Source organism: Niallia sp. FSL W8-0635, assembly GCF_038007965.1.
In the GTDB taxonomy this organism is placed as follows: Bacteria; Bacillota; Bacilli; order Bacillales; family Cytobacillaceae; genus Niallia.
Genome location: NZ_JBBOYD010000001.1, coordinates 1,180,730 through 1,206,871, shown reverse-complemented (window position 1 = coordinate 1,206,871; position 26,142 = coordinate 1,180,730). Strand labels below are relative to the sequence as shown.

Genomic DNA, 26,142 nt, shown 5'->3' with positions numbered 1-26,142 from the left:
AATTCAAAGATTTTTTTCATACTTTCTAAAAAAAGAAGCAATTTGTTTCGGCATCGCACTTCGTTTTTCTGGTAAAACATAGGATACAAAAATGGGCAAATTTTTTTCTTCCCAAATGACAGAGGCTTTTTTTAAGGCATGGGATTGATAATAGGATCTACCATTATGCAAAATTTGAATAATTTTTGTTGGTGTTTCTGTCGCCTCTAACTCGTATTCCTTTTGATCCTTTAATAAATCCATTAATTCATGTTTATTTGTATTAAAAGCAATACTGATTTCATTCGTTAATTTTTTTATAAAAAACTTATGCTCCTTTTCCCTTTCTAAATGTTCTTTTAAAGATAGAATAGGGTTTAATAAAACAACAGAACGTATATTATTCTTCATCTCCATCATTAGCTGGATTGCAGTTAGCGCCCCCATTCCTTCTGCAATAATATGAATTCGATGATTTAGTATTTCTGTACGGATAATATGTTCATATAGTCTTTTAGCCAACTGTAGAGCTTTTTCGCTCCCCCAATTTTTCCCGTATAAATTGGAATAGAAAATGGTATATCCATTATCACGTAAGGACTCGATTAAATTTCTCTTTCCTTCATTTTGGTTCCAAAAACTATTTGTATCGGTAACAAAATTTCTTTCGTCTCCAATAATTAAGATACCGAAACCATTAGGTCGATGAGGATAGTGTATCATGTTCCATTCGGTATCTAACTGGAAGTTCCGGTTCTCCATTTTAAAAACTCCTTTTTAGCATTTTCCTTTTAATAATGTATGTCTCTTTTATTAAAATGTAAGGGAGTTTGCCTATATTTCAAGAAGAAATGCGGAGTTACATGACCAAAGGACATTGATTCTTCCCATCTTTAAATCTTAAAGAATGGATTACTCACAATAAAGGTTGACTATTTATGTTTTGAAATAGTGAAGAATTTAAGAAAGCTATATCATTCACATTTATTATTTATCTACTATGTGGTAAGATAATTATGATAAGCAAGCTATAAAGAGGTGATTTCGGTTGCGTTACATAATGACAATTTTTTGGACATTTTTACTTGCTCAAATGTTAGTTTATGTTGTTGGTTCAATGAATGGGGTTCCTTTTAATTTTTCAATGGGGCTAATTCTAACAGCTGTCTTTTCTGTAATAGTTTTCATTTTATCAGCAGTTATTCCAAATGAACCTACTCATGAAGAGGGTTCTCATTAAGAGCATTACTTGCTAAGTAAATGGTGTTTAAATAATATGCACAAATAGGGAGAGAATTCCACTTGATCGTGTATTTTATTTAAACACCTTTTTTATTGTTCTCACAAAAAAGCAGCCTAAATACAGAAAATAACTTTCTTACTATATTCAGGCTGCTTAGACTAGAAAAATATTTTATTCTTTACGTTTTAAAACGATTTGTTCATCTTCTTCGTCAATCTGCACATGATCGTTTTCTTTTATCTTTCCACCAATTATATCTTTTGCTAATAGCGTTTCAATTGTTTTCTGCAAAAATCTTCTAAGTGGTCTTGCTCCAAATTTAGGGTCAAAGCCATTTTTCGCGACAAATCCTTTCGCCTTTTCTGTCATTTCAATGGTGATATGCTGATCAGTAAGCCGTGCTTGCAATTGAACAACTAGCTTTGAAACAATATCCTTAATATTCGCTAATGTTAACGGCTTAAATAAAATAACTTCATCAATTCTATTTAAAAACTCTGGTCTAAAATGACCATTTAATTGTGCCATGACTCCATCTCTTATTTCTTTTGGAATCTCATTTGTTTCTCCGGTTTCTAATAATAAATGAGACCCAATATTTGATGTCATGATAATTACGGTATTTTTAAAATCAACCGTTCTACCTCGTGAGTCAGTAATTCTCCCATCATCTAGAACTTGAAGCAATATATTGAAAACTTCTGGATGAGCTTTTTCCACCTCGTCTAAAAGGACCACAGAATAAGGCTTTCTTCTAATCGCTTCCGTTAACTGTCCGCCCTCTTCATACCCTATATAGCCTGGAGGAGCTCCAATTAAACGAGATACAGCATGCTTCTCCATATACTCAGACATATCAATTCGAATCATTTGCTCTTCACTATCAAAAAGGGTAGCTGCTAATGTTTTGGCTAGTTCTGTTTTCCCCACACCAGTAGGTCCTAAAAATAAGAAGGAGCCAATTGGTCTATTCGGATCTTTTATTCCTGCTCTTGCTCTTAATACAGCATCACTCACTAGCTCTACAGCTTCTGATTGTCCAACTACTCTTTCTTGCAGAATTGCTTCTAAGCGTAAAAGCTTTTCTCGTTCTTTTTCTACTAATTTGGATACAGGAATCCCTGTCCATCTAGCAACAATATTAGCGATTTCCTCTTCTGTCACTTCTTCCCTCAAAAGGCGATTTTCCTGCTCTTGTTTCGCTAATTCTTCCATTTCCTGAATTTCTTTTTCTAATTTCGGAATACTTCCATGTCTTAATTCTGCAGCTTTATTTAAATCATAGTTATTTTCTGCATCCTCTAGCTCTCTCTTTTTCCGTTCAAGCTGTTCTTTTTTCTCTTGTATGGATTGCAAAGCATCTTTTTCCTGTTGCCATTTCGCCTTCAAGGCATTGGAACGTTCCCTTAAATTAGCTAGTTCTTTTGCAATTACAGCTAGTCTCTCTTTGCTTTGCACATCTTCTTCTCCATGTAATGCCGCTTCTTCAATTTCAAGCTGCATGATTTTTCTTGTAAGTTCATCAATTTCAATCGGCATGGAGTCTATCTCTGTACGAATCATCGCACATGCTTCATCAATTAAATCAATGGCTTTATCTGGCAAGAAGCGTTCTGTTATATAGCGATCGGATAAAGTAGCTGCTGCAATAATGGAACGGTCTTGAATATTTACACCATGATGAATTTCAAATCTTTCCTTTAACCCTCTTAGAATAGCAATCGTATCCTCAACAGTTGGTTCCGAAACAAGAACCTGCTGAAAACGACGCTCTAAGGCAGGATCTTTCTCAATATACTGGCGATGTTCATCTAATGTTGTGGCACCAATACAATGAAGCTCTCCCCTTGCTAACATTGGTTTCAACATATTTCCTGCATCCATCGCTCCATCGGCTTTGCCAGCCCCAACAATCGTATGCAATTCATCAATAAATAAGATGATTCGTCCATCACTATTTTTCACTTCTTGTAAAACAGCCTTTAACCGCTCTTCAAACTCTCCTCGAAATTTGGCTCCAGCCACTAAAGCCCCCATATCTAATGAAAAAATCGTTTTATCCTTTAAACCTTCTGGAACATCTTTGCGGACAATTCGTTGTGCTAGCCCTTCCACAATAGCTGTTTTCCCCACACCAGGTTCCCCAATTAAAACGGGATTATTTTTTGTCTTTCTTGATAAAATGCGGATTACGTTCCGGATTTCATTATCTCGACCGATTACTGGATCAAGCTTACCCAGCTTTACTTCCTCCACTAAATCCCGACCATATTTACTAAGCACTTCGTATGTTGCTTCTGGATTTTTACTAGTCACTCTCTGTGTCCCCCTTATCTCTTTTATTGCTGTTTTTATTTCTTCTAATGGAATATCCTCTTGTTTTAAAATCTTTCCTACTGTAGAATGTTCTATTTTATACGTGGCGAGAATTAGATGTTCTACTGACAAATATTCATCTTCCCATACGTTCATCTCTTCTTCTGCTTTTGCTAAAAGCTGTTGCAAACCAGCAGTTATATAGACCGTTCCTTGCTTAGAACCACTAATGGAAACTTGTGGCTTTTTCTTCAATTCTTTCGTTAATTTATCGATAATCCTATTCGGATCTTTTTGTAATTTGTGTAGTATGGAAGTCAATAGATTATCCTGCTGATGAAGAAAAGCCAAAAACAAATGAATATCATCTATTTCTTGATGACTTTCCTTTATCGCTAGGGATTGGGCTTCTGTAATTGCTAATTGAACTCGTTCTGTCATCTGTTCTACATTCATTTTCCAAGACTCCTTTTGACCTTTTTTGACCTTTATTTTTATTATAGAATAATTTATCCATATGTAAAGGGATCTCTCTTTTACAAAGAGTAATATTCAACATAATGATATCTCACAGGGAGATATTTATCATGAAGCTGACTCTTTAAGAGAAATCCCTTTTATTAAAAATCTATTTTGTTGATTTTCTGCTCCATCAACAAAATGTTAAAACCACAATGGTTTCACATAAATGAAAGTATTTTAAACCAAACAACTACTTAATTTATCACTTATTATGGTCTTCTTTGAAAAGACCATAATCGATTATGGTTGGATGTTTCTGGAAAGCGATCTCCTGCCTTCATTTTTAACTTTTGAGGGTTATTTACGTTACTTCCGGTTTCACCAATTTCTATATAAACTCCATTGTTTGGTGCCTTTTGTCCTGGACGAAACTGTCTATTTTGACCCAAAATAAACTCCTCCTTTATCCATTACCATTTGAGCAGTTAAGTAAACAACAAGAGAAAGCTGTTATTACTTAACTGTTTATTATTATTGCCTTTTTTCAAATGAAAATTACGGAAAATAATTACTGGTATTGAAGGTGGTTAGTTATAAATCGTTTACACATACTAAAGATATTGAATAGTATTTCCACAGAAAAAGACGATTAACAATGGTTAACCGTCAAAGACTTTTTCATTTTAAAATTTCCACTAATAGTGCTTTTTGCGCATGTAATCTGTTTCCTGCTTGTTGGAAGACGTATGAATGATTGCCATCTATAATTTCCGTTGTTACTTCTTCTTCTCGATGGGCTGGTAAGCAGTGTAGGAAGATATAATCTTCTTTAGCATGCTTAACTAGCTCTGCATTTACTTGAAATCCTTGGAAATCTTTTAGTCGCTGTTCGTTTTCTTCTTCCTGTCCCATGCTGGTCCATACATCTGAATAGATGGCATCTGCTTCTTTAACAGCTTCCACAGGATTATTTGTCAGTTCTACCTTACTGCCACTTGTTTTTGCAAAAGAGTAAGCTAATTCTGCCACTTTTGCATCGACTTCATAATTTGGTGGTGTAGCTATGGAAATATTCATTCCTACTTTTGAGCATGCTATTAGCAAGGAATGCGCAACATTATTTCCATCTCCTATATAAGCGAGCTTTTGACCTTTTAATGTGCCTTTTACTTCTAAGATAGTAAGTAAATCCGCTAATGCTTGACATGGATGGTAAAGATCCGTTAATCCGTTAATGACTGGAATTGTTGCATGTTCGGCTAATTCTTCTACAATTGTATGAGAAAACGTACGAATCATAATCGCATCCACATATTGGGACAGCACTTTTGCCGTATCAGAAATTGTCTCTCCTCTTCCAATTTGAAGATCACGGCTATTTAGATAAAGGGCATGACCTCCCAACTGATGCATTCCTGCTTCAAAGGATACTCTCGTTCTTGTTGAAGATTTCTCAAAAATCATCCCCAAAGTTTTCCCTTTTAAAGGAGCAATCACCTCTCCCTTTAAGTGTGTTTCCTTTATTGCTTTTGCCTTATTTAGTAATTCAAGAATTGTTTCTTTTGAATAATCAGCTAATGTTAATAAGTCTCTTCCCTGTAAATTCAGCTCTGATGCAATCATCATACAGTACTCACTCCTTTTCTTATATCTTCATGCCATTCCTGTATAGAATGAACCGTTAATTCTTTTTCTTTGAAGGAAGAAATAAATGCCTCTAGGCTTTCTTTTTGTGTAAAAGTGATAATCCGATTTCTTGTCGCTAATTCACGAGAATGTTTATCTTCTTTTAAATTGGTTGGATTGTAAAAGGCAATAGTACCTTTATCTGCTAATAACGATTCCACGGTATTATTATCTGCAATTTCAACTAAAAGTTGGACCTCTTCAGCTTGCTTACAAATTTCTTGTACATGCTCCGTCGTTTTTACGACAATTTTCATCTCCTGTTTCGGGACTTTCTTTAAAGTCGGATGAAATACTTTTTTCAATGCTTCTTCCACAGTGGCAGCGAGGGCAATTCCCTCACCTGTTGAACGCATTTCTGGCCCTAATTTAGAATCTAAGCCCTTTAAGGCATAATTAGAATAAACAGGATATTTAATACAAGTAAATTCAATATCATCTGTAAATGCCTTTTCTTCTTCTGTAAACGTATATTTCCCAAGCAATATTTTTGTCGCAATTTGTACTAAAGGTACCCCTGTCACTTTACTTACAATCGGAACTGTTCTACTAGCACGAGGGTTAACTTCTAGTACATAAACCTCTTCATTATTAATAATATATTGGATATTCATTAATCCTTTATACCCCGTATGTCTTACTATTTTCTGAGCGTAAGCAATCATTTTTTCTTTTACGCTTAATGATAAATTCCTAGCCGGCAATAAAGATAGGCTATCCCCTGAATGTACACCTGTTTTCTCAATATGCTCCATAATAGTTGGAATACAAATATTGATGCCATCAGCAGCTAAATCTAATTCTGCTTCAGAGGCCTCCATAAATTGATCAACAAGAACAGGGTAAGGTACATCTGTTTGTAAATAGAATCGTAAGGACTCTTCATCATTTATACGTTCCATTCCTTTACCGCCGATTACATAGGATGGTCGAATTAATACTGGAAAGCCTATTTTCTTTACTGATTCCATTATCTGCTGTTCATTTTCCGCTATATCTCCCTGAATATGGGGGATATCTTCTTCCTCTAATAGCTTATAAAATAAATCTCTATCTTCTAAAACATCAATGGTGCTACTGTTTGTTCCAAGAATATGAACGCCATATGCTTCTAATTCTTTTGCAACATTAATGGCTGTTTGACCACCTAATTGGACAATGACATCCTTAATGCCTTCTGATTCAATCACATTCATAATATCTTCCACTACTAATGGCTCAAAATACAGGCGATCTGCAGTGGCAAAATCAGTACTAACGGTCTCAGGATTATTATTAATAATTATGGTTTCGATTCCTTCTTCTTTTAAAGCAAATACTCCATGAACGGAACAATAATCAAATTCTATTCCCTGGCCAATTCTTATTGGGCCACTACCGATAACAAGTACCTTTCGTTGCTCGCTTTTCTTTTGTTCATTTTCTCCATAGTAGCTAGAATAATAATAATTTGTTTTTGCTTCAAACTCAGCAGCACATGTATCCACCATTTTATAAATAGGAAGTACTTCTAATTGCTTTCGCTTTGCTCGAATCTCTTTTTCTAAGCAATTCCAAGCACTTGCTAAAAAGGCATCACTAAATCCTTTTTCTTTCCACTTCAGTAACTCTGGTTTTGTTACTGTTTGGAGCGAAGAATCCATAATTTCTTTTTCCATATCTATTAGTCTTTTAAAAATATGAAGGAAGAATAAATCAATTTTTGTTAAATCATGGATTTTAGTAACGGACTCTGATTTTCTAATGAGTTCTAGAATTACAAAAAATCTTTCGTCGGTTTGTTCAAGCATTTTTGTATATAAAGCTTCCACTGACATATCGTTTAAGCCAGGAAGCGTTAGATCATTTCCTTTTATTTCAAGGGAACGAATTGCCTTCAATAACGCCCGCTCAATATTCCGATCAATCCCCATTACTTCTCCAGTTGCCTTCATTTGTGTGCCAAGTCTTCTTGAAACAGTTGGAAACTTATCAAATGGCCATTTCGGAATCTTTACCACTACATAATCTAATGCAGGCTCAAAACTTGCAAATGTATCCCCAGTAACTGGGTTTATCAGTTCATTTAGCGTGTAACCAACTGCCAATTTTGCAGCCATTCTCGCAATCGGATAGCCGGTTGCTTTAGAAGCAAGGGCAGATGATCTGCTTACTCTTGGATTTACTTCAATTAAATAATATTTCTTACTGTTTGGATCTAATGCAAATTGGATATTGCATCCGCCAATTATTCCTAAAGCAGAAATGATTTTAATAGAAGCAGAACGGAGCATTTGATATTCTACATCTGTCAAAGTTTGCGATGGAGCAATAACAATGCTGTCCCCAGTGTGTATTCCAACTGGATCAATGTTTTCCATATTGCAAATGGTAATACATGTATTCATGCTATCCCGCATTACCTCATATTCTACTTCCTTAAAGCCAGCAATACTTCTTTCCACTAAGCATTGACCTATTGCACTTTCTTTCAAGCCCCCAGCTACGAGTTTCGTGAATTCTTCCATATTCCCAGCAATACCACCACCAGTTCCGCCTAACGTATATGCTGGGCGTACAATAATGGGAAAGCCAATTTCGTTTGCAAAGTCTACAGCTTCTTCGACTTTATGCACAATTTTACTTTCTGGCACTGGCTCATTTAATTGATACATTAATTCTCTAAAGGCTTCTCTATCTTCTCCTTTTTTAATGGATTCGATAGAGCTTCCCAACAATTTAACTTGATACTTTTCTAAAATATCTTGCTCACTAAGTTGAAATGCTAGATTTAATCCAGTTTGGCCACCTAAAGTAGCAAGGATTCCATCAGGCTTTTCTTTTTGAATAATCATTTCTAGTACGTCTACAGTTAAAGGTTCAAAATAAATTGAATCAGCAAATGTTTCATCTGTCATAATCGTAGCTGGATTATTATTAACAAGAATGACTTTATATCCTTCTTCCTTTAAAGCCATGCATGCTTGCGTACCAGCATAATCAAATTCTGCTGCCTGACCAATTACAATTGGTCCTGATCCTATTACAAGTATGGTTTTTATCGTCGTGTCTTTAGGCATATGCAAAAACTCTCCCATTATTTGCTTTAACATTTTCTATAAATTCATCGAATATATAACACCCTTCAGAAGGACCTGGATTTGCCTCTGGATGGAACTGTACGGTCTGTAGTGGATAAATACTATGAGACAATCCCTCAACCGATCCATCATGAAGATTGTAAAATCTCGCTTCACAGCCAGTAGCTGCTAGACTTTCCTCTTTCACTACATAACTATGATTTTGTGAGGACATAATCACCTTCTCCTTCTTCCGATCCATTACAGGATGATTTGCTCCTCGATGTCCAAATGATAGTTTCGTAGTTTCTGCACCAAGCGCTAATGCAGAAAGCTGATGACCTAAGCAAATACCAAGTGTTGGATAATGCTTAATCAACGCTTTAATAGTTGGCAAAATCCCCATTAATTCCTTTGGATCCCCAGGTCCATTTGAGAGAAGGATGCCATCAGGCTGCAAGGCTTTAATACTAGTAAATTCTGTATTATACGGTACAACCGTCACTTTACAGTCACGTTCTAATAATGCGGTTAACATACTTTCCTTTTTTCCGAAATCAACAAGAACAATATGATACTCTCCCTGTCCAAACGTTTTAAAACCAATTTCCGAAACCTTTGCTACTTTTACATCTTCCTTTAAAGTAAAGGTATTAATAGTAATCTCTTTTTCCGCGGTCATCACTGCCGGCATGGAACCCGTTTGTCTAATATTTTTTACAATGGATCTAGTATCCACATGCTCTAGCATCGGAATATCCCATTTGTTCAAGTAATCCTGTAAAGAATATTCAGCTTGATAATGATAAGCTTCACTATTTGATTCATAAACAATAACACCAGCTACATGTGGTCGTTTACTCTCAAAGTCTTCTTTATTGATGCCATAGTTTCCGATCAATGGGTACGTAAAAACGATAATCTGGTCTTTATAGGAGGGGTCAGTTAGCACTTCCTGATACCCCGTCATTCCAGTAAAGAATACAATTTCTCCTTTTATATCTTGAACATTGCCATTTGTAACAAAATCACCTTTATATTTCGCACCGTTGCTTAAGTGAAGATAACCTTCCATTGTGTTTACACCTCGATAATGAATGTATAGTTACTCTTTATTTCTTATAATTATACATCATCATGCAAAAAAATACATATTAGATTGTAATTTTTGCATGAATATTTAAACTTTTCTCTAAAATAGTAAATGCTTTTTCAAAATCTTCTTTTGGAGTATTAAGACTTGGTAATAATCGTATAACCTTTTCCCCTGCATTTAAAACAATCAATCCTTCTTTTCTTAATTCTCCTAAAATTGAATTCACTGGCATCTCTAATTCAATTCCAATCATTAATCCTATTCCTCTGATATCCTTTACCAGTTGATTTCCTGCTAGTTTCTCATTTAGAAGATTAATAAACCATTCACTTTTCTTTTGTACTTCTTCTAAGAAGGATTCCTGAAAAATGATTTCCATTGTTTTTGTCGCTGCTGCCATCGCCAATGGATTTCCCCCAAATGTTGTTCCATGGCTACCTGGTCCAAAATATTCCTTTAGTTTTCCATCTGCCACAATAGCACCCGTTGGTATACCATTTGCCATCCCTTTTGCAACACTGATAATATCTGGCTTAATTCCAAAATGTTGAAAAGCAAAGGCTTTACCAGTTCTGCCTATTCCCGTTTGAATTTCATCAATTATTAGCAAAGCATCCTTTTCTTTACAAAGTGATTCTACCCCTTGTAAAAACTCTTTAGAAGCTACAAAAATGCCGCCTTCTCCCTGAACAACCTCAAGCATCACTGCCGCCACATCTTCTGTTAACTGTTGTTCTAATGCAGCTAAATTATTAAATGGAACATATTCAAATTTATCTAACATTGGTCCAAAGCCTTGTTTGATTTTATCCTGTCCTGTCGCTGACATTGTTGCAAATGTTCTGCCATGAAAAGATTGCTGGAAAGTGAGTATTTTTGATTTTCCCGTTGCCTTTCTAGCCAGCTTGATTGCTGCCTCATTAGCTTCTGCTCCACTATTTGCAAAGAAAACAAAATCCAATCCAGAAGCATTTGTTAACATTTCAGCAGCTTTTTCCTGTAATTCTATTGGGAAAAGATTTGAAACATGCCAAAACTTATTTAATTGTTTTTCTACAGACTGTTTTACTTCCGGATGACAATGACCTAAATTACAAACACCAATACCTGAAGTAAAATCTAAATAAACGCCACCATCTTTACTATATAAGTAGCTTCCTTTAGCTGATTCCGGCTCAATTTCCCATTTTGAATAGGTTGGAAATAAATGGCTCATTCTACAATCCCTTCTTTCACAACGATTTTTGTTCCTAGTAATTTTTCCCCATCAAAAAATTGTTTTTTTCCAGATACGATCATTACGCTATTTAAACCACTTTCTAGTGCCGCTAAGGCTGATGTTACCTTGGGAATCATTCCACCTGTAATCTGACCATTTTCGATAAAATAATTAATTTCCTCATTCGCCATAACGGATTGAAGCCTTCCATCTATTAAAATTCCTGGTACATCTGTTACAAAGAGACATTGGTCTGCATGTAAATACTTAGCAACTGCTGATGCAACATAATCTGCATTGATATTTAGTTTCCTGCCATCTTCTGTAATCCCAATAGGGGTTATAACTGGAATCAAATTTTCTTCTAATAAGGAAGAAATCAGCCTTTTATTCACTTTCGAAACAGCTCCTACTAAACCAAGCGTTTCTTCATCAATTATAGAAGCATTGATACAATTATCATCTGTCCCATTCAGACCTATACCATTTAAACCGTTGTCCCTTAACAACTGCACTAATTTACGGTTTGTTTTTCCCGAAAGCACCATTTCCACAATTTCTAGTGTCTCTTTTGTTGTTTTACGAAGCCCATTATGAAATGTTGCTTTCACCTGAAAATAATCAAGCATTTCATTAATGTCCGGACCGCCACCATGTACAAAGACTAGTGTGTAGCCATTATCCTTTAGCTTTTTTAAACTAATAAAAAATTCTGTTGTTAGTTGGTCTATTACACTTCCACCACATTTGATAACAATGGTTTTCATTTGATTATCACCTCAGGTTCTGTAGCTCGCATTTATCTTGACATAATCATAAGATAAATCGCAGCCCCAAGCTTTTCCTTCGCCATCTCCATTATGCAAATCTACAAATATCTGAATAAAATCCTGCCCTAAGTAATCGATTGCCTCTTGCTCTGAAAAAGACTGCGGTTCACTTTTCTTAAGCATGATAATATTCCCAATGGCAATATCTACACTTTCAGGATTAACTGCAGTATTGGTTTGACCGATAGCAGTGATAATTCTCCCCCAGTTTGCATCTGATCCATAAATAGCTGTTTTCACTAAATTGGATCCAACAATTTGTTTGGCAATAACGCGTGCTTCCTCATCATTATTACTTCCTGAAACCTTTACCTCTATTAGCTTCGTTGCCCCTTCTCCATCTTTAGCAATCTGCTTTGCAAGACTTTCACATGTAGTAGAAAGAAGCTCCAAAAAGATTGGATAATCAGGATGCGCCTCTGTAAGTGCTGCATTTTCCGCCATCCCATTTGCCATAACTAATACCGTATCGTTTGTTGAGGTATCCCCATCCACTGTAATTTGATTAAAAGTTGTTGGAATTACTTTACTTAAAGCGCTTTGCAGAACTTCAGACGAAATATTTACATCTGTCGTAATAAATCCAAGCATTGTTGCCATATTAGGATGAATCATTCCAGATCCTTTTGCCGTTCCTCCCATTGTGACTGTAATGCCATCGATACAAACGGAGTAGCAGCATTTCTTCATTACTGTATCAGTAGTCAGAATTGCCTCTTGAAAGGCTTCCGCATTTTTCGGCGTTGCATCAAAGATTAAATTATTAATACCTTTTTCAATTTTATCCATTTGTAGATATTCACCAATTACACCAGTTGAAGAAACAGCAACATAATCTTCTTTGATTTGGAGATAGTCTGCCATCATTTTTCTCATTTGATAGGCATCCTTCATACCTTGCTCTCCTGTACATGCATTTGCACATGCACTATTAACAACTACTGCTTGTAGAAGCTTTTCCTTTGCAATAGATGCTTGCGTTACTTTTAAAGGTGCAGCCTGAAAGTAACTTGTTGTATATACAGCGGCACAGTTTGCTGGAACTTCACTTACAATTGCGCCAATATCTTTTTTGTTATATCTAAGTCCGGCGTGTACTCCCGCTGCTTTAAAGCCAATCGGGGTAACGATGCTCCCATCCTTTACTACTTCTATATGTGATGAATGTTCATGAATATTGTTAATAACCTGCACGTAGGCTCCTCCTTATGGGTAAAGCGGAAGAAACTGTAATCCAGTTGTTTCTTCATAGCCATTCATCACATTTGCATTTTGAATGGCCTGACCCGCAGCACCTTTCATTAAATTATCAATAACGGAAACAATCGTTAATCTTCCAGTACGTTCATCCACATTTATTCCAATATCACAATAATTGGAGCCTGTTACTTCTTTTATTGAAGGATAGGTATGAAGTGGTCGTACTCGCACAAAAGGACTATTCTTATACATTTCCATATATAAATCATGTATTTGTTCATTTGTTACACTTTTATTTAATGTAGCGTAAATAGTTGCCATTAACCCTCTGCTTGTCGGCAAGAGATGAGTAGAAAAAGTAATAGCTTTCATCTCGGAATTCCAATCAGCTAGCTGCTGCTCTATTTCTGGAATATGCTGATGTTCATTCACTTTATAAATTTTAAAATTCTCACTCATTTCAGCGAACATATTAGCCCTGGATGGACTCCTTCCCGCTCCAGATATACCAGATTTTGCATCCACAATAATACTATTTGGTAAAATCATATTTTCCTTCACTACAGGTGCTAATCCTAATAGAGTTGCAGTAGGATAACAACCAGGGTTAGAAATTTTCTTACTTGAAGCGATATTTTCCTTATTCCATTCGGAAAGCCCATATACAAAGCTATTGACAAGCTCAGCGGAAACAGGCTCTTTTTTATACCATTTCTGATAATCATCTGTATTCCTTAAGCGAAGATCCCCAGATAAATCAACCATTTGTATCTCTTTATCTACGAATTCTTGCACCAACTTTCCAGATATACCTGTAGGAGTAGCGAAAAAGACAATATCACATTCTTTTGCTATTTTTTCTGGATTAATTTGTTCTAGTTTGTTCTCTACAATATTAAATAGATGGGGATATTCATTCCACACTGGGACTTCATCTCTCGTTGTATGTACAGACTTGATTGTAAACCATGGATGACTATGCAAGATTCTAATTAATTCCGCACCACCATAGCCAGTTGTACCAATTATAGCCGCCTTCATAACTTCCTCCTTTCGATTGAACGAATGTATATTTAATCATTTTTATTTATAATTATTAATCTAGGATTCTCTTATTATAAAAACTACTGCACATAAAATCAACACTTTTTCATAAAAGTGGTAGTATTCTTATTTTTCTGATAATAAACAAGGTAATAGGATGATGAATTTACATTGGTGGTTTGTGTTGAAAGGATTTTGGTTGATGATTGTGGAAAGCTGTTTGGATTATATATGGTTGGGTTTGGATCATATCTGTTTATTTTGGATTATATATCCTTGGGTTTGGATCATATCTGTTTATTTTGGATCATATATCCTTGGGTTTGGATCATATCTGTTCTTTTCATGCCATCATGCTTTCTCAAGAAAACCTTTAATCCTCTATCTTTACGGAAAAATTCTATTTTAATCCATAAAGATAGAGAATTCTTCTTTCAACATCAACATCATATGAGGTATTTATCTAGGGGTGTCAGAAATTTTCACAAATAGCTCATCTATAAATCTTCTACCAGTATATACGTAGCTTTCACTGGACCATGGACACCGACAACTAAATCCATTTCAATATCAGCAGAGTTACTTGGTCCTGTAATATAGTTAATACAAGATGGAAGTACTTCTCCGTTTTGTACTTTATCTCGTAAGATTTTTGCGGCTTGCGTCATCCGTGGAACAATAGAACTTTTTGGAACGATAACAATACTATTTATAGGTAAAAAGCTTACTGTTCTCCCCCGATCCTTTCCGCTATAGACAACAACAGTACCGGATTCTGCTAACGTAATTTCACTTATGGTAATTCCAATATTCGCCTGCTCTGCCTTTGCGATATTTTCTTTCCCTAATGAAGCATCCCACTCAAATACCTTCGTATCTTCATGGGGTAGCACTACCTTAAATAGCTCATCAAGTCCATATTGTTGATATCGTGTATCCTTCCAAGTAACAATATTACCTCCACCATACTGTTTGATTAATTGATGCAGTGTATCGGTGAGTTCCTTTTGAGAAGTAATAATCAAATCTGTATGAATTAGTGTACATTGCGATTTTAAAACCTCAACCAGTTCATCCTTCGATGCCTCTTTAAGTACTTCTTCTTGTGGATGATAAGCCCATTGTGGTTTTTCTAGCTTTGTTTTTCTTTTTCTACCCATTCTAGTGGCAATAGTATCAAGGAAAGCCTCTCTGTTCTGAATAGTTCCCTTCATTATTTCTTCTCTCCTTTCTCTCGATTCTTGAACCAATCACGAAATCTCTCTTTATTTGGTGCAGGAAGATCTCGAATATCTGTCCATTCCTTTAACATTCCTACTCCTTTCGTAATTTTATCTCCTTTTACTAATGGTTTCGTCACTGCAGGAGCAATTCTAGAGCCAATATTATATAGTTTTGGTGAAGCTGCTCCGATACCAAAAGCTTTAAATATCATTTTTTCAGAGATCGGCGCTTTCCCTTCCTTTTCCACAATTACTTGTCTATGCTTATGCAACAGTTCATGTAGTGGAATTTTAACTGGACATGCATCTGTACATGCCCCACATAGAGTGGAAGCATATGGTAGCTCCTTGTACTCTTCATAGCCACCTAACAACGGAGAAAGAACTGCCCCAATTGGTCCAGAATAAATGGAACCATAGGAATGCCCACCAACATGTCTGTATACAGGACAAACATTGACACATGCTGCACAACGTATGCATTGCAAGACAGATTGGAACTCTCCGCCAAGAATATCTGATCGACCATTATCCACAATCACTAAATGAAAGTCGTCAGGCCCGTCCACATCGCCATCTTCTCTTGGACCAGTCAACGCTGTTACATAGCTAGTTAATTTTTGACCAACAGCACTTCTCGTTAGCATTCCAACCAATACTTCCATTTCAGCAAAAGTAGGGACTATGCGCTCCATTCCCATCACGACGACTTGTGTTTTTGGAAGAGCTGCGACTAAATCTGCATTTCCTTCATTCGTTACGAGCGTAATCGATCCTGTTTCTGCCACAGCAAAATTGCAGCCTGTAATCCCCATATCCGCTGTTAGGTACTCATTTCGAAGGACCTGTCTTGCATGCCATGCTAATTCTTCTGGCTTTTCCGTATTGGTATAATTTAATTTTTTCGTAAATACGTCACGGATTTGTTCTTTGTTTTTATGCAATGCTGGAACAACAATATGGGAAGGGGGATCATGATCATCCACCTGCAAAATATATTCTCCTAAATCCGTTTCAATGACCTCACATCCAGCCTCCTCTAACTTTTTGTTTAAGGAGATTTCTTCTGTTACCATCGATTTTGCTTTTACAACTTTTTTTACCTTTTTTTCAACAGCTATTTGTTCAATATAATCACTTGCCTCTTCAGCTGTTTTCGCAAAAAAGACATGACCTCCACGCTTTGCTACCTGTTCACTTAGTTCGAATAAATAGTAATCTAGATTTTCTAATACATGCTGGCGAATTTCTTCTCCATGGGATCGCCATTCCTCCCAATTTCCCATCGCCTCTGTAACATTATTTTTTCTTGTTTGAATGGTTTGCTGTGCTTTTGATACGGCACCTCGCATAAATTCGTTGTCCAGTTCTGTTGACACTCTATCCTTAAATTTTTGTGAGCTTGTTTTCATCGACATACTTTTCATCCCCCTGTTATGCTCGACTATTTAATACCTCTGCTATATGTAAAGCTTTTATTGGTTTGCCCTTTCGATCCATTCTTCCTCCAATATTCATCAGACAGCCTGCATCTGCACTAACAACATATTCAGCATTAGTTGATTCTACACAAGCTACCTTCTCATCCACCATCTGTTCTGAAATTTGCCCCATTTTCACCGAAAAAGTCCCGCCAAATCCGCAGCAATTCTCCTTTAATGGTAATTCGGTATAATCTACCCCTCGAACATTTTTTAAAAGCTTAATAGGAGCATCCTTCACCCCTAGCAATCTCGTCATATGACAGGATGTGTGGTAGGTAACCCTTCCGTGGAAAGTTGCCCCTACATCTTCTATCTTTAAGACATCGACAATAAATTGCGTTAATTCAAATGTTTTTGTGGCAAGTTCTTTGGCAATTGGCTCCCACACAGGATCCCCTTTAAAAATATGTTGATATTCATGAAACATATAGGCACAAGACCCAGAAGGACATACAATAAATTCTGCATCCTGAAAGGCATTCATCATTGTTTTCATTGCTTCTTTTGTTTCCTTTACATAGCCACTATTATAGGAGGGCTGCCCACAGCATATTTGTGTTGTCGGAAAATCTATTTCACAGCCTAATCTTTCCAATAATTCAACCGTTGCCTTCCCAACATCACTTTGAAACATATCGACAAGACAGGTAGCAAACAATGTCACTTTCATTCTAATCCCCCATTTTCTATTCATTGACTATCCTTTTTCCTAGGAAGAGCATGCTTCTATTAATTTTCAAAATCCAAATAAACACTCTAATGAACAGGTCATCTGATGACTTAATAAAACACATATTAAGCGGTTTCAAAATTATATAATTCTATTAATTTGTATGAATGAATACGAACGAACATGATAAAATAGCCTTTTCTCTGCTATTCTTTATGTCCCCTTCTCCTCTTTCGCAAAATATTTAATTAAAATACTCTCTACCTTTTCTAGATGCTGATGCATCGCACTAACTGCTTTTTCTTCCTCTTGATGGAAAATCGCCTGGTAGATGAGCAAATGTTCATTATAAAGCTGAGCCATCGTTGTCTGCCTAGAATATAGCCAAATTCTTCTCGTTTCTTTCATTGTTTCTTGCATTAGTTCGGATACATTCATCAATAGATTTACAAGCAATGCATTATTCGTTGCTTTAGCTACAGCAAGATGAAATTCCAAATCCGCAGTCTCTCCTAGCTCCTCTCCTCCATTTGCACTTTGCATCTTTTCTAGCGCTGCTTTCATTCCTATTAAGTCCTGCTCCGTTCGATTTCTTGAAGCAGCTTTTGCAGTTCCTGTTTCAATCATTCTTCTTACTTCTAACAAGTTCATAACATCCTTCTTATTCATAAGAACAGCCTGTGGAAAAGAAAACACTACTTCCTCTGGATGATACGCTTTCACAAAAGTTCCTTCGCCTTGCTTCATATCAATTAATCCCTTTGCCTTTAAAGCAGTTAATGCTTCCCTAATGGCCGAGCGGCTAACCTGAAATGTTTCAGCCAATTGTTGAACAGACGCCAATTTTTCTCCAGGCTTAAATTTGCCCTTTTTAATTGCGTCATACAATGCATCCGCTACTTCCTCGTAAATCTTTTTTGGTTTTATTTGCTTAAATTCCATCCATTCACCTCCTTTGAAGGAAAAAAATGACTAATCTAAATGTCCATCGTTATTTCCATGGCCAGTCTGATCCAGTTTCCTCTTCTAATAAAAGTACTTCTACCTTTTCTCCCTTTTTATAGCCTGTCGTATTATTTGGTAGGATTGTTAAAGCATTGGCAAAAGCCAAGCTTGTTACGATATTCGATTTATCCACTCCACTTGGTACTGTATGTAATAATCCATCCACTTCTCGGTTAACTGTACTACGGAAAAACCGGGTGAAAGCATTCCCTGTTAAAAAATCTTCTCCCAATATTGCAGGAGCGGATTGTAAATGCGGTTTAGGAGAACATAGATATCTTCTAATGATTGGCTTTGCAAAAATTTCAAATCCAACATAACAAGCAGAAGGATTTCCTGATAGGCCATATAAAAGTTTTCCATCTAGATGAACAACTGTTGTTACACTTCCAGGTCTCATCGCCACTTTGTTAAAAAGCACTTCAGCTCCCATTTCTTTATAAATGGCTGGAAGTAAATCATAATCGCCTACCGATACCCCACCTGTTGTAATTAAAATATCTACTAATGCAAGCTTTTCTTTCATTGCCTCATAGCTTTCAGTAAATACATCTTGTAATTTCCCAAAATAGACAGGAGTTGCTCCTGCTCTTTCTATTTGCGCCATTACCATATAGGCATTACTGTTTCTAATTTTCCCTTTTTCTAATGGTTCATCTACTTCTAATAATTCTGTTCCAGTAGCAAAAATTCCTACAATCGGCTTTTTAGCGACAGGCACTTTCTCATAACCAAAGGTAGCAAGTAGTGCCATAATCCCTGGATTAATTTTTGTTCCTTTCCCGACAAGCAGTTTCCCCTTTTTCACATCTTCCCCCTGAAAAGAAAGATTATTTCCTTTCTCTACTTCATGATCAATTATTATATAGGGCTGATTATTTTCACTGCCTTCTTTCACGACTTCAAACATTACTACTGCATCACACTCACTAGGAAGCATGGCACCTGTCATAATTCGAACCGCTTCACATTCACCAATTCGCTTTTGACAAACTTGGCCTGCACCTATTTCATCAACAATTGCTAGGGTAATTGGATTATCCTTGCTTGCTCCTTTTACATCGACAGAACGAATCGCAAAACCGTCGTATGCAGAACGATCAAAAGAAGGAACATCTTGATTCGCCACAATATCTTCACTTAAAAATCTTCCATTACATTCATAAATGGATACTTCTTCTTTTTCCCCCTCTTTTTCAAATTGCATTACTCTAGTAATAGCTTCTTTTACAGATATCGGAGTTCTTCTTTCTACCACATTTATCACCTTTGAAAAGAATTTATTAATGGATTACACTTCATCCACCAATATAGGACATTTCTATTTTTTTTCGTTGCTTCGCTGTTTCTTCCGTTCTTTCATCTGAATATCGATCCCTACGATTTTCCCAAATGGTTTTTATAAAAGCATTGACAGCAGCATCATCTGCCCCTTGTCTGATAAAATCACGAAGATTATGGCCATTTCCGTTAAAAAGGCATGTGTATAAATTCCCATTAGCCGATAACCTTGCTCTTGTACAGCTTGAGCAAAACGATTCAGAAACAGATGTAATAAATCCTACTAACACATTGGAATCCTTGTATTTATATTTTTTTGCTACTTCTCCAAAGTAATCAGCCTCTACTGCCTCTAATTCGAAGGATTCTTGCAATTTCCTATAAATTTCTTTCTTTGTAATAACATCCTTCATTTTCCATCCATTCGTACTTCCAACATCCATATATTCAATAAATCGAAGTTCAAGTTCATTCTCTTTACAATAGGTTGCCATTGGAATTATTTCTGAATCATTCATCCCTTTTTTAATTACCATATTAATTTTAATTCCTAAACCAGCTTTTTTTGCAGCCTCTATCCCTCTTTTAACAGGAGTGACCCCTACATTTCTTCCGTTCATCTCACCAAATAATTCATCATTGATACTATCTAGACTAATATTTACACGCTGAAGACCAGCCTTCTTTAAGTCATTAGCATATTTAGGAAGAAAAATCCCATTTGTCGTTAATGCAATATCATGAAGACCTTCTATTTGTACAAGTCTTTCAATTAGTACTGGTAAATTCTTTCGTAACAATGGCTCTCCACCAGTCAATCTAATTTTTCCAACTCCTAATTGTACAAAAAGCTTTGCGATTCTTTCTATCTCGTCATACGTTAATAACTCACTTGGAGGAAGAAAGGGATAATCTGGACCAAAAATTTCTTTAGGCATACAATATTGACACCGCAAATTACAGCGATCAATAACACTAATGCGTAAATCTCTTAGTGGTCGATTTAACTGATCCTTCATATTCAATCTCACTCCTTTACTAAACATTCACAAAAAGTTCACTTGTATCTTTCTATCATACCATTTTTCGCAATATACAGTATATTAAAAACAAAGAAAAAAAGAAGGTTTCCCTTCTTCTTAAAAATAGCTGCTTATCTTACACCTAATGCAATTTTTGCATATCTGGACATTCTATCCTTTGTCCAAGCAGGTGACCAAACAATATTGACTTCTGTTTCTTTTACTTCTGGAATATCCGTTAAAGCTGCTTTTACTTGATCAACGATGACTCCTGCAAGTGGACATCCCATTGCTGTTAATGTCATTGTTACTTCCAATAAGCCATCTTCTTTGAGCTCCAAATCGTAAACTAATCCTAAGTTTACAATATCAACACCAAGTTCTGGATCAATAACAAGCTCTAGTGCACCCATTATACTATCTTTTAATTCTTCATTCATGCTAAGGCACCCCTTAAATTAATTTATGTTCAAGAATTATTTTCTCAAGTGAAGTTCTTTATATTTACACTATAACAAATATCGATGATTTAAAAAAAGGATTTGAATCACTCTTTTTTACAATCCAGCAGCTAAATGTTTTTCAAACCATTCCACTGTTTTAAGCATAGCACTTCTACTTACTTTATGACCTGTATTTTCTTCCGAAAGGTATACTAGTCGATCTGGTACTTCGTCATACAAAGGCTTTATATGCTCATAGAACTGATGAGAATAGGCATAAGGTACGACTTCATCCTTTTTTCCATGCCAAAACATAAGTGGTCTATGCTGCAATTTCTCAGGTGCTTTACTTAGGTCTAGCTCTTCTAATTGCATAATGAGTGCTTCGATTTCACTGTCGCTAAGTGGGAGCTCATATCCTCTTTTTTTCACTTCAGAAATGGTATAATGAGCAAATTTCTCATAATATGGCATTCCCATTAAGCTTACTGCTGTGTTAATCCAAGGATATTTTCTTAATGCACCTAATGTAACAATCCCACCCATACTTGTTCCAACAATACCAATATGATGTTCATCGATAAGATTTTTCTTGCTAAAATAATTTTTTATCTCTTCCATTTCATCAATCGTTTTCATTACTATATTCCAGAAATGAAGATTTAATTCCATAGCAGTCAATCCTTGTTCTCTTTCCCCGTGATACATACAATCAGGTAGAACTACACGAAATCCCTTCTCTGCTAAGTGATAGGCAAAATGGAGATTGTGCTCCTTTGCACTTGTGAATCCATGTGTAAATTGAATATATGGTCTTTTTTGATCATAGTGGTCTTTTTTTACAATATGCAAAACAGGAATTTCTTCAATATGTAGTTTTTCAACCAGAATCATCCCTCGACCCTCCTTTTTTGGAAAAAATAAATGATTCATGTAAAATAAAGTGTAAATAATAGAAAGGAAGTATATCTTCTATTTCATTGATTTTACATAACTTAACAAGCTAAAAGTAGAATTAACGAATAAAGTGTAATAATATTCTATATGTATTAGTAAGTGTAACATGAAGTGGCATTTTTTTCGAAAATTACGCCCTCTCAATGATGGAAATTAAAATTACTATACTGACACTAAAGGAGACACTATGACAGAAAAACACCTAATTGCCTTAGACCTTGACGGGACCTTATTAAAAGATAATAAAACTATTTCTCCCCTTACAAAAAAAGTCATTCAAAAGGCGATAGCAGATGGGCATGAAGTGATGATTGCAACTGGGAGACCATTCCGCGCAAGCGAAGCAATTTATCATGAACTAGATTTACATACTCCTATCGTTAACTTTAACGGAGCTTTTATTCATCATCCAAAGGATACAAGTTGGGGTTTTTATCATTCACCCCTTGATATTAAAACAGCCCGTGATATTGTCGCTGCATGCAATGACTATCCTTTTCATAATATAATTGCGGAAGTAATAGATGATGTTTACTATCATTATCACGATGAAAAATTAATCGATATTTTTTCCTTAGGTAATCCAAAAGTCACAATCGGAAATCTACTGGAATTTTTAGAAGCAGCACCAACTTCTATCCTAATTCACGCGGAAGAAGAGCACGTTCCTGCAATCCGCAAGCATTTATCTGAAGTCCATGCAGATTTAATTGATCATCGACGTTGGGCAGATCCATTTCATGTTATTGAAATTGTTAAATCTGGAATTAATAAAGCAGTTGGACTTCAAAAAGTTTCTGATTATTATCAAATCCCTCAAAAAAATATTATCGCATTTGGGGATGAAGACAATGATTTTGAAATGATTGAGTATGCTGGTAAAGGTGTAGCGATGGGCAATGGAATAGATGAGTTAAAATCGCTTGCCAATGACATTACTTTATCCAATGAAGAGGACGGAATTGCCATTTATTTAAATGAAGCTTTAAATCTTCGTGCCCTTTAACAGTTGGGTAACTTTACCGTCATTAAACCCTGCCATTTCGTTCATACTATCAATGAAGCAGTAATTTACTGTTTCAAAGGAAAATGATACGCTTCTTTGTCTTTCCAATTATACTCTAACACTCGGAGGGATCATGAATGGGAAAACGAAATAAATCGAAACGCTTTGTGCAACAAGGAGTAGACTCCGTATCTAAGCATTCCGAACGTATCCCTTATCATATGACATATGCGGAAGCTGAGAGCTATAAAATGTCAAATGAAAGCCAATCTCATGGAGGATTAGAATAAAATGGGAAATAGACTTTTTCAAGAAGCAAGACAAGCAGTTGAGGTAGCAAAATATGCAAATGGCAATGACGTAGCAGGATTAGTTGATAAAGCAAAGAATGCGATTAGCTCTGCTTACGCTAATACTACAATAGCCGAACAGCAACAGTTAGCAGAATTACAAAAAGAGCTGGATGAATTGCAGACACACTAATAAAAGAAAGCTGTCCATATAAAGGTAACTCTTCACAAGCTTACACAAAGAAAATGCTTGGGAGACATGCCTTTATAGGGCAGCTTTTAAAATTATTTAATCAGGAAAAGGTTTCTAATACTACTGAATATGGTTCTTTTCCCTCTACCGAAAAATATAAAATTATTGTTCCATTTTTCGGTAGTTCTTCCTTATTTAAATGAATTTCCAGTGAAAATTTATGGTTGCTTAATGGCAATTTCTTTTTTGGAATTAATTCATTATGACCGTCCTCAACTGTATAATACACGTCTTTACCTTCAGCAAATATTCCTTTCACGACATAATTTCCCTTCGTACCACTAACAGATAAATTTTGTACTGTGACTTGTTCTTTATTAGAATTCGCTGATGCAGCTGTCGATATATATGGAATAAATCCACTAATAATAACACATAAAACAACCGCCATTATTTTCTTCAAATGAACAACCTCCATTATGATTTTCTAAAGAAACCGAGTACCGCTGTCGTCTGCACAACATTGGTGAATGCATGTGGATCCACTTCCTTAATGACATGTTCAATATCATATAGTTCATATCGTGTCACAACAATCATTAGCATTTCCTTAGGTTCATTAGAAAATGCTCCCCTTGCCGGCAGAATTGTAATACCCCTAACTAATTTTTCATGGATGGCAACCTTTAGCTCTTCTGTTTTCTTTGTTATAATCATTACGGTTAATTTTTGATGCGCTGTATGTATCGTATCAATCACCTTTGTTGCAGCATAGAGATTTACTAACGTATATAACGCTTTTTCCCAACCGAACATAGCACCAGCTGTTATGATTATCGCACCATTTAATATAAAGAAATAGGTACCGACTGGCTTATCTTGCACACGCGAAAGAATCATAGCAATAATATCCATTCCACCGGTCGATGCCCCCCACTTTAACGTTAAACCAACGCCAACAGCCGCTATAACCCCACCAAAAACAGCATTTAACAAAATATCATGTGAATAGCTTGTTACTGGAATGATCTCCATAAACAAAGACATAAAAACTACACTTAAAAAACTAAAACAGGTAAATGATCTTCCTACCTTTATCCAGCCAAGTATAGCAATTGGAACATTGAGAATAAATAATAATATCCCAGTAGAAATTGGCGTTACTTTTGATACAAGCTGAGCTACACCTGCAAAGCCACTTGCGTACACATCAGCAGGTATAAGAAAATAATTCATGGCAATAGCATTTAATAATGCTCCGAAAATTACAACGACTAATTTTTTTGTTAATAACCAATACATATGTATCCTCCATTACGATATATAGTAATTTTTACTATTTTTGCATTTACTATTCATTGTTTTTTCTCTTAAAATTTTATAAACTACAAATAAGTATGCCTTGTTAACAAAAACAAGGCATTTTCACAGAGATTATTGTTATTCATCATAACTGTACTCCAATTACCATATGCTTTTATAAAAAAAAGAAAGAAGTGGAATGAATATGACTTTTAAAATCCTAGCAGATAGTGCGAGTGATTTACCTCTATCCTATTATGAGAATCATGAGGTTACACTATTACCGCTAAAAGTTAATTTAGACGGTAAAGAATACGAGGATTTAAAATCAATAGAACCAAACACTGTCTATAATGCTATTCGCAGTGGACAAGTTCCAAAAACATCACAAGTTTCTCCAGCATTATTTAAAGATGTTTTTACAGCATTAGCTCAAAATAATGAAAAAGCTGTATATATTGCATTTTCTTCGCAATTATCTGGAACGTACCAAACAGCAGTAATGATATCAGAGCAAGTGAAAGAAGAATATCCTGACTTCGACCTTACGATTATTGATACTAAATGTGCATCATTAGGTGCTGGTTTAGTCGTTCAAGAAGCGGTAAAACTCCGCGATCAAGGTAAAGACGTAAGTGAAATTATACCACGACTAAAGTTCTTATGCGAGCATATGGAGCACTTATTTACAGTGGAGGATTTAGAATACTTAGCAAAGGGTGGACGTGTTTCAAAAGCCTCTGCATTTCTTGGTGGATTACTAAACATAAAGCCTTTACTGCATGTAGAAGATGGAAAACTAGTTCCTCTTGAAAAAATTCGTGGCAAAAAGAAGCTCCTGCGCAGAATGATCGAACTAATTGGCGAGCGTGGCGATAAATTAGATCAACAAGTATTTGCCATAAGCCACGCAGATGATGAAGCAACAGCTTTAGAAGTGAAAGAAATGATAGTAGAAAAATTCCACCCAAAAGAAGTATTTATTTCTTCTATTGGTGCCTCTGTTGGTTCTCATACAGGTGCTGGAACGATTGCTATATTCTTCTTAAATAAAGTTTCAGAATAACAGCTTTCACGAGAATAAAGTTTACTCCTTTCACTCATACTATCAATGTTCTCTTGAACAAAAGTT

General features: G+C 35.7%; 25 protein-coding genes. 5 read left to right on the top strand and 20 right to left on the bottom strand.

Translation table 11 applies throughout. The features are described from left to right. Positions 1 to 3: 3 nt before the first annotated feature. Positions 4 to 741 (bottom strand): hydrolase, encoded by a 738-nt coding sequence (locus tag NYE52_RS05780; RefSeq protein WP_341192188.1) that lies wholly within the window; start codon positions 739 to 741, stop codon positions 4 to 6. A gap of 298 nt (positions 742 to 1,039) precedes the next feature. Between NYE52_RS05780 and NYE52_RS05775 the strand changes: the two genes are divergently transcribed. Beyond that, positions 1,040 to 1,219 (top strand): YjzD family protein, encoded by a 180-nt coding sequence (locus NYE52_RS05775; protein WP_341192187.1) that lies wholly within the window; start codon positions 1,040 to 1,042, stop codon positions 1,217 to 1,219. A gap of 174 nt (positions 1,220 to 1,393) precedes the next feature. Here NYE52_RS05775 and clpB read toward each other — a convergent pair whose 3' ends face one another. From clpB to NYE52_RS05690, 17 genes are all read right to left on the bottom strand, one after another. Then, the gene (gene clpB, locus NYE52_RS05770; protein WP_341192186.1) at positions 1,394 to 3,994 is read right to left on the bottom strand and encodes an ATP-dependent chaperone ClpB; all 2,601 of its coding nucleotides are present in this window, start codon (positions 3,992 to 3,994) and stop codon (positions 1,394 to 1,396) included. Between the two features lie 275 nt (positions 3,995 to 4,269). Further along, positions 4,270 to 4,449 carry a YjzC family protein gene (locus tag NYE52_RS05765; protein WP_341192185.1) on the bottom strand — a complete coding sequence of 60 codons (180 nt, stop codon included), beginning with the start codon at positions 4,447 to 4,449 and terminating at the stop codon, positions 4,270 to 4,272. A gap of 229 nt (positions 4,450 to 4,678) precedes the next feature. After that, positions 4,679 to 5,626, bottom strand: a complete 948-nt coding sequence (argF, locus tag NYE52_RS05760) for an ornithine carbamoyltransferase (RefSeq protein WP_445669094.1) — start codon at positions 5,624 to 5,626, stop codon at positions 4,679 to 4,681. Continuing rightward, entirely contained in the window at positions 5,623 to 8,745 is a 3,123-nt protein-coding gene (locus tag NYE52_RS05755; protein ID WP_341192184.1) for a carbamoyl phosphate synthase large subunit, read from the bottom strand. Before NYE52_RS05755 ends, argF begins: the two co-directional genes overlap by 4 nt. Continuing rightward, entirely contained in the window at positions 8,738 to 9,820 is a 1,083-nt protein-coding gene (locus tag NYE52_RS05750) for a carbamoyl phosphate synthase small subunit (protein ID WP_341192183.1), read from the bottom strand. The genes NYE52_RS05755 and NYE52_RS05750 overlap by 8 nt, the downstream gene beginning before the upstream one ends. A 79-nt stretch (positions 9,821 to 9,899) precedes the next feature. Continuing rightward, positions 9,900 to 11,057 carry an acetylornithine transaminase gene (locus NYE52_RS05745; protein ID WP_341192182.1) on the bottom strand — a complete coding sequence of 386 codons (1,158 nt, stop codon included), beginning with the start codon at positions 11,055 to 11,057 and terminating at the stop codon, positions 9,900 to 9,902. After that, the gene (argB, locus tag NYE52_RS05740) at positions 11,054 to 11,827 is read right to left on the bottom strand and encodes an acetylglutamate kinase (RefSeq protein WP_341192181.1); all 774 of its coding nucleotides are present in this window, start codon (positions 11,825 to 11,827) and stop codon (positions 11,054 to 11,056) included. Before argB ends, NYE52_RS05745 begins: the two co-directional genes overlap by 4 nt. 12 nt (positions 11,828 to 11,839) lie before the next feature. Next, positions 11,840 to 13,084 carry a bifunctional ornithine acetyltransferase/N-acetylglutamate synthase gene (gene argJ, locus NYE52_RS05735; protein WP_341192180.1) on the bottom strand — a complete coding sequence of 415 codons (1,245 nt, stop codon included), beginning with the start codon at positions 13,082 to 13,084 and terminating at the stop codon, positions 11,840 to 11,842. Between the two features lie 12 nt (positions 13,085 to 13,096). After that, positions 13,097 to 14,131, bottom strand: a complete 1,035-nt coding sequence (gene argC / locus NYE52_RS05730; RefSeq protein ID WP_341192179.1) for an N-acetyl-gamma-glutamyl-phosphate reductase — start codon at positions 14,129 to 14,131, stop codon at positions 13,097 to 13,099. A gap of 500 nt (positions 14,132 to 14,631) precedes the next feature. Beyond that, entirely contained in the window at positions 14,632 to 15,351 is a 720-nt protein-coding gene (locus NYE52_RS05725; RefSeq protein ID WP_341195121.1) for a LutC/YkgG family protein, read from the bottom strand. Beyond that, a complete protein-coding gene (locus NYE52_RS05720) occupies positions 15,348 to 16,775 on the bottom strand; it encodes a LutB/LldF family L-lactate oxidation iron-sulfur protein (RefSeq protein WP_341192178.1) in 1,428 nt (475 codons plus the stop codon). Before NYE52_RS05720 ends, NYE52_RS05725 begins: the two co-directional genes overlap by 4 nt. 16 nt (positions 16,776 to 16,791) lie before the next feature. Continuing rightward, entirely contained in the window at positions 16,792 to 17,511 is a 720-nt protein-coding gene (locus tag NYE52_RS05715; protein WP_341192177.1) for a (Fe-S)-binding protein, read from the bottom strand. Between the two features lie 213 nt (positions 17,512 to 17,724). Then, positions 17,725 to 18,453 (bottom strand): FadR/GntR family transcriptional regulator, encoded by a 729-nt coding sequence (locus NYE52_RS05710; protein ID WP_341192176.1) that lies wholly within the window; start codon positions 18,451 to 18,453, stop codon positions 17,725 to 17,727. Between the two features lie 49 nt (positions 18,454 to 18,502). Then, a complete protein-coding gene (locus NYE52_RS05705) occupies positions 18,503 to 19,774 on the bottom strand; it encodes a molybdopterin molybdotransferase MoeA (RefSeq protein ID WP_341192175.1) in 1,272 nt (423 codons plus the stop codon). A gap of 40 nt (positions 19,775 to 19,814) precedes the next feature. Next, positions 19,815 to 20,816, bottom strand: coding sequence for a GTP 3',8-cyclase MoaA (moaA, locus tag NYE52_RS05700; protein WP_445669093.1), 1,002 nt, complete (start codon positions 20,814 to 20,816; stop codon positions 19,815 to 19,817). Positions 20,817 to 20,950: 134 nt separating this feature from the next. Beyond that, entirely contained in the window at positions 20,951 to 21,259 is a 309-nt protein-coding gene (locus NYE52_RS05695) for a metal-sulfur cluster assembly factor (RefSeq protein ID WP_341192174.1), read from the bottom strand. A 117-nt stretch (positions 21,260 to 21,376) separates the two neighbouring features. Further along, positions 21,377 to 22,156 carry an alpha/beta fold hydrolase gene (locus NYE52_RS05690; protein ID WP_341192173.1) on the bottom strand — a complete coding sequence of 260 codons (780 nt, stop codon included), beginning with the start codon at positions 22,154 to 22,156 and terminating at the stop codon, positions 21,377 to 21,379. 250 nt (positions 22,157 to 22,406) lie between these two features. On the opposite strand from NYE52_RS05690, the gene NYE52_RS05685 reads away from it, so the two are divergent. The 3 genes from NYE52_RS05685 to NYE52_RS05675 all read left to right on the top strand — a co-directional run bounded on the left by NYE52_RS05685 (position 22,407) and on the right by NYE52_RS05675 (position 23,708). Then, positions 22,407 to 23,225: a Cof-type HAD-IIB family hydrolase gene (locus tag NYE52_RS05685; protein WP_341192172.1), complete on the top strand. Its 819-nt coding sequence runs from the start codon at positions 22,407 to 22,409 to the stop codon at positions 23,223 to 23,225. 137 nt (positions 23,226 to 23,362) lie between these two features. Further along, positions 23,363 to 23,515: a hypothetical protein gene (locus NYE52_RS05680; protein ID WP_341192171.1), complete on the top strand. Its 153-nt coding sequence runs from the start codon at positions 23,363 to 23,365 to the stop codon at positions 23,513 to 23,515. Between the two features lies 1 nt (position 23,516). Next, positions 23,517 to 23,708, top strand: a complete 192-nt coding sequence (locus NYE52_RS05675; protein ID WP_341192170.1) for a DUF3813 domain-containing protein — start codon at positions 23,517 to 23,519, stop codon at positions 23,706 to 23,708. Positions 23,709 to 23,808: 100 nt separating this feature from the next. On the opposite strand, the gene NYE52_RS05670 is transcribed toward NYE52_RS05675, so the two are convergent. After that, a complete protein-coding gene (locus tag NYE52_RS05670; protein ID WP_341192169.1) occupies positions 23,809 to 24,171 on the bottom strand; it encodes a hypothetical protein in 363 nt (120 codons plus the stop codon). Between the two features lie 14 nt (positions 24,172 to 24,185). Further along, on the bottom strand, positions 24,186 to 25,010 hold the full coding sequence (locus tag NYE52_RS05665; protein WP_341192168.1) for a YitT family protein: 825 nt from the start codon (positions 25,008 to 25,010) through the stop codon (positions 24,186 to 24,188). Between the two features lie 205 nt (positions 25,011 to 25,215). Between NYE52_RS05665 and NYE52_RS05660 the strand changes: the two genes are divergently transcribed. After that, complete coding sequence (locus NYE52_RS05660; RefSeq protein ID WP_341192167.1) at positions 25,216 to 26,076, top strand: DegV family protein; 861 nt, start codon at positions 25,216 to 25,218, stop codon at positions 26,074 to 26,076. The last annotated feature ends 66 nt before the right edge of the window (positions 26,077 to 26,142 follow it).